General features: G+C 77.1%; 4 protein-coding genes. All 4 read right to left on the minus strand.

Translation table 11 applies throughout. The features are described from left to right. A partial coding sequence (locus IEZ31_RS15850) for a hypothetical protein (protein WP_190250607.1) occupies positions 1-903 on the minus strand: 903 nt, incomplete at its 3' end. Next, positions 900-1,883 (minus strand): DNA polymerase III subunit delta, encoded by a 984-nt coding sequence (holA, locus tag IEZ31_RS15855; protein WP_190250608.1) that lies wholly within the window; start codon positions 1,881-1,883, stop codon positions 900-902. The genes IEZ31_RS15850 and holA, both read right to left, overlap by 4 nt. Continuing rightward, positions 1,880-4,237 (minus strand): ComEC/Rec2 family competence protein, encoded by a 2,358-nt coding sequence (locus tag IEZ31_RS15860; RefSeq protein ID WP_190250609.1) that lies wholly within the window; start codon positions 4,235-4,237, stop codon positions 1,880-1,882. The genes holA and IEZ31_RS15860 overlap by 4 nt, the downstream gene beginning before the upstream one ends. Continuing rightward, positions 4,234-4,818, minus strand: a 585-nt coding sequence (locus IEZ31_RS15865; RefSeq protein WP_190250610.1) for a ComEA family DNA-binding protein, incomplete at its 5' end; no start/stop codon positions are given. The genes IEZ31_RS15860 and IEZ31_RS15865, both read right to left, overlap by 4 nt.

Genomic DNA, 4,818 nt, shown 5'->3' on the forward strand with positions numbered 1-4,818 from the left:
GCCGGGCTGCTGGGCGCGGTCCGCGTCCACGGCGTGGGCCGGGTGCTCACCGGACCACTCCGTCGTGCGGGCCACCGGCCACTCGTCGCCGTCGGTCCCGGCCGTGCCGGCACCCCACGGGTCCTGGGCGGGTGGCGCCCCGGGCTCCCACTCGCCGTAAGCCGCGTGCGCACCTGTGGACTCGGTGCCCGGGCCGTCCGAGCCGGGGCGCTGGGCCGGCGCCGGCGACGGCTCCGGGTCGGCGCCGGGCGAGATGCCGTAGTCGGGCACCGGCTCGCCGGACCCGGGGCCCGACCGGGCGCCCGACGACGTCGCATCCTGCTTCGGCGGCAGCGAGATCTTGATGACCCCGACCTTCTTGCGCTGCGCCGGCGGCTCGTGGCGGGCCGCCGTCCGCGCCCCCGACCGGCCGCCCGCGGCACCCTCGGCGGAGGATCCGGAGGAGGCGGCGGACGCGGGGACGGACGACGTGCCGGACGACGAGCCCGCGCCGACCCCGACCGGCGCCCGCCGCTCACGCTGTGTGCGCGCGATCTCCGCGCGATCGAGCGCCGTCGTGGTACGCCGCTGGACGGAGGCCGGCTCACCGGTCCGGCTGTCCGGATCCACCCGAGCGGCTGACGCCCGATCGGATGAACCGCGCGTCTCGGCGGCGGCCCGGCGGCGCGTCCGGCGCGAGCCGCCGATCGCCATGTCGTTGACCTTCACCATGATCGCGACGACCGCCGGCAGGACCGGGACGGCCCACCAGCTGACGAACTCCGCGAGGGCGAGCAGCACCCCGGCCGCGATCATGCACTCGAAGAGCAGGAAGCTCACGAATCCACCCATGTGCAGGTGACGTAGCCGCAGCACACGCACGTACAGCGGCGCCTGCTGGGCCATCGCGTTGCTCGTCGTCATCGTCCAGTTCCTCCACCGCGCGCTGCGACCACTGCGAACACAGCCCGCTCAAGCGCATAGCCGCGGTCGTCAGATCCACCCTTCACGGCGGCGTTGCACTCAGCCGCCGCTCGCATGGCATCAACGAGCGCCTCGGCCGTCCAGCCACGGGCTTGGCGCTGCGCGCGTTCCACCTTCCACGGAGGCATTCCCAAACTTCCGGCGAGTTGATATGCGCTGCCCTTGCCGGCGGCGGCCACGCGCGCGACGGTCCGAACACCGTCCGCAATCGCGTCGGCGATCGGCACCGGGTCGACCCCGACGTGCAGCGCCCACCGGAGGGCCTCCAGCGCACCGGCCGTGTCGCCCACCATCACGGCGTCGGCGACGTTGAAGCCGGACACCTCGGCGCGGCCCTTGTAATACCGCGCGACCGTCCCGGCGTCGATCCGCCCGCCGGTGTCGGCGACGAGCTGTGAGCAGGCCGCGACCAGGTCGCGCAGGTCGTTGCCGACGGACGCCAGCAGCGCCTCGGCCGCGTCCTCGCCGATCTTGCCGCCCTGCCGGCGGATCTCGTTGCGCACGAAGTCGACCCGCTCGCGGTGCTTGGAGATCTTCATCGCGGTCACGACGTCGGCCCCGGCCGCCTTGAACCCGTCGGCGAGCGCCTTGCCCTTGGCCCCGCCGGCGTGGGTGACGACGAGCACGACGTCGTCCTCGGGCGACCCCGCATACCCCACCAGCGCCGCGATCACGTCCTTCTTCGTGTCCTGCCCGTCCTCGATCACGATCACCCGGCGGCCGCCGAACAGCGACGGGCTCAGCATCTCGGCCAGCTCACCGGCGACCAGCTCGCCGCCCGGGCGCCGCCGCACCTCGGTGTCGGGGTCCTCGGCCCGGGCGGCGTCGATCGTGTCGCTGACGGCGCGCGAGACGAGCAGCTCTTCGTCGCCGATCACCAGGCGCAGGCGGGGAAGGTTCGAGGCGGTCACGGCACTCATCGTGTCACGACCCCGAGCCGCCCGGCGGCGCCGACGACGGCCAGGTCGCCGGCCTCGTCGGTGCGCAGGATCCGCGCCCCGCCGCGCGCCAGCCGGGCCAGCACGACGCCGGAGGGGTGCCCGTAGTCGTTGTCCTTGCCGACGCTGACCAGCGCGACCCGCGGCGCGACGGCGTCGAGGAAGCCCGGATCCTGGTAGGCGCTGCCGTGGTGCGCGACCTTGAGCACGTCGGCCCGCAGCCCGCCGGCCCCGGCCGCCTCCACCAGGCCCGACTGCTCCTCGGTCTCCGCGTCACCGGTGAGCAGCACGCGGACCCCGCCGACCGTCACCATCAGCACCAGCGAGTTGTTGTTGGCGTCGGACCGGGTGCCGGTCGTCGGATGCACCGGCCCGACGACGGCCAGCCGGACCGCGCCGGCGGCGACCACCAGCCCGGCGCTCGCCTCCGCCGCGGGCAGCCGTCGCTTGAGCACGGCCGAGCGCCCCGACGCCGGCTCCGGGAACGGCGGCAGCAGCAGCCGGTCGACGGTCCGCCCCCGCAACGCACCGTCCAGCCCGCCGATGTGGTCGACGTGGAAGTGGCTCAGCACCAGCAGCGGGATGCGCCGCACGCCCAGCCGGCGCAGGCAGCCGTCGACGGCTTCCGGCTCCGGCCCGGTGTCGACGACGACCGCCGCCCCCTCCCCCGCCGCGACGACCAGCGCGTCGCCCTGCCCGACGTCGCACGCCACCACGAGCCAGCCCGGCGGCGGCCACCCGCCGGCGATCAGCCGCACGGGCGCCGCGCCGAGCACCGCGGCGGTCGCGACGACCACCACGAGCCGCCGCGCCACCGGTCGTCGCGCGGCCACCAGCAGCACCGCCAGCAGCCCGCCGAGCAGCGCGCCCCCGAACACGCCACCGGGCCACGGCACCACGCCGGCGGGCACGTCCGCCCCCAGGTGGGCGATGGTCACCAGCCAACGGGCCGGCCACGACGCCACCCACGCCGTGAACGCCGCCAGGGTCGGCAGCAGCGGCGACAGCACCGCGGTCACGACCCCCAGCACCGTGGCCGGCGCGACGGCGGGCGCCGCCAGCAGGTTCGCCGGGATCGTGGTCAGGCTGACCGACGCCGAGATCGCCGCGATCACCGGCGCGCAGGCGGCCTGCGCGGCGGCCGGCACCGCGAGCGCCTCGGCCGCGAACGCCGGCACCCCGCGCGCCGTCAGCGCCGCCGCCCAGCGCGGCGCGACGAGCACCAGCCCGCCGGTGGCCAGCACCGACAGCGCGAACCCGGCGTCGATCGCCAGCCCCGGATCGGCCACGACCAGGACCAGCACGCCGGCCGCCAGCGCCGGGAGCGCGGCCCGCGGCCGCCCGATCGCCAGCGCCACCAGCGCCAGCCCGCCCATCGCCGCCGCCCGCAGCACGCTCGGCGACGGCCGCACCAGGATCACGAACCCGGCCAGCGCCAGCACGCACACGACCGCCGCCACCCGCGGCCCGGCCCGGCACCACCGCACGACCATGAGCATCAGCCCGGCGACGATGGCCAGGTTCGCCCCCGAGACGGCCGTGAGGTGCGTGAGCCCGGTGGCCCGGAAGTCGTCGGCGAGCCCCGGATCGAGCCGGCTGGTGTCGCCGACGACGAGCCCCGGCAGCAGCCCGCCGGGCTCGTCGGGCAGCGGCTCGCAGGCCCGCTGCAGCCCGGCGCGCAGCAGACCGGCGGCCCGCTGGACCCACGGCGCCCGGACGATCGCCGACGGCGCGCCCTCGGCGGACACGATCGCCGCGGCGAGGTCGCCGCCGCCCGCCGGCCCGAGCCGCCCCGCGCCGTCGACCGCCTGCCCCGGCAGCAGGCCGAGCCAGGCCCGGTCGGCGGCCAGGACGAGCACGCGGGCGCCGAGCCCGATGCGGGTGCCGTCACCGGTCCGCACCCACGCCAGCCGCGCCGGCACCACCACCGTCGCGTCCCGCCCGACGGTCGCGCGCCCGAGCCGCGGGTCGTCGGCGATCGTCAGTCCGAAGTGGACCTCCGCCCGCCGCGCGGCCAGCCCGGCGAGCGGCTGCGCGTCCCGCTCCCCGACGCGCGCCGCCGTGGCCGCCGCGCCGCACGAGACCCCGAGCAGCACGGCCGCGACGATCCACCGCGCCCGACCCAGCCGCCCGCGGAGGGAGCCCGCCGGCCCGGACGGATCAGGCCGGCGGGGAGAGGACGGACGGGAAGGGCCCAGCAGGCGCGGGCACGCGGCGGCCAGCAGCAGTGCCGCGACCGCGACGCACCACGACGCGGGTGCGGGCAGGAACAGCGCGGCCAGGGCGGTGAGCCAGCAGCCGAGGGCGGCGCCGGCCAGCCGGAAGTCGTGGGTCATACGGTGACCCGGTCCTTCAGCTGCTGATACTTCGCGTCGCCGATCCCCTCCACCCGCCGCAGGTCGGCGACGGCCCGGAAGCCGCCGTGCGACTCGCGGAACTCGATGATCCGTTGGGCCAGCACCTCGCCGATGCCCGGCAGCGTCTGCAGCTCGGTGGCCGTGGCCGTGTTCAGGTTGACCAGGCCGCCCGAGGTCCCGCCGGCGGTGGCGGCCCCGCCCGGCGGCTGGGGAACGCCGACCGCCACCAGCTCGCCGTCGACGAGCTTGCGGGCCAGGTTGAGGCCGGTCAGGTCGGTGCCGGGCAGCACCCCGCCCGCCGCCTCGATGGCGTCGGCGACCCGGGCGCCGGCCGGGAGGCGGACCAGGCCGGGGCGGTTGACCTTGCCGGTGACGGAGACGACCAGCAATGCCGGCGAGGAGGGCGGCGGCACCGGAGGCGCCGTCGAGGCGGCCACCTCGGGCGCCGGCGTCACCTGCGGCCGGGAGTGCCAGGCATAGAACGCGGCCGCCGCGACCACCACGGCGGCGACGACCGCCAGCACGCGCACCCCGGGCCGCCGCGGATCGAACGCCGCCAG

The organism is Dactylosporangium sucinum (genome assembly GCF_014647515.1).
In the GTDB taxonomy this organism is placed as follows: domain Bacteria; phylum Actinomycetota; class Actinomycetes; order Mycobacteriales; family Micromonosporaceae; genus Dactylosporangium; species Dactylosporangium sucinum.

Bases quoted from the DNA above. Each gene is read 5' to 3' on its own strand.
- holA (WP_190250608.1), bottom strand. From the start codon at position 1,883: ATGAGTGCCGTGACCGCCTCGAACCTTCCCCGCCTGCGCCTGGTGATC.
- IEZ31_RS15860 (WP_190250609.1), bottom strand. From the start codon at position 4,237: ATGACCCACGACTTCCGGCTGGCCGGCGCCGCCCTCGGCTGCTGGCTC.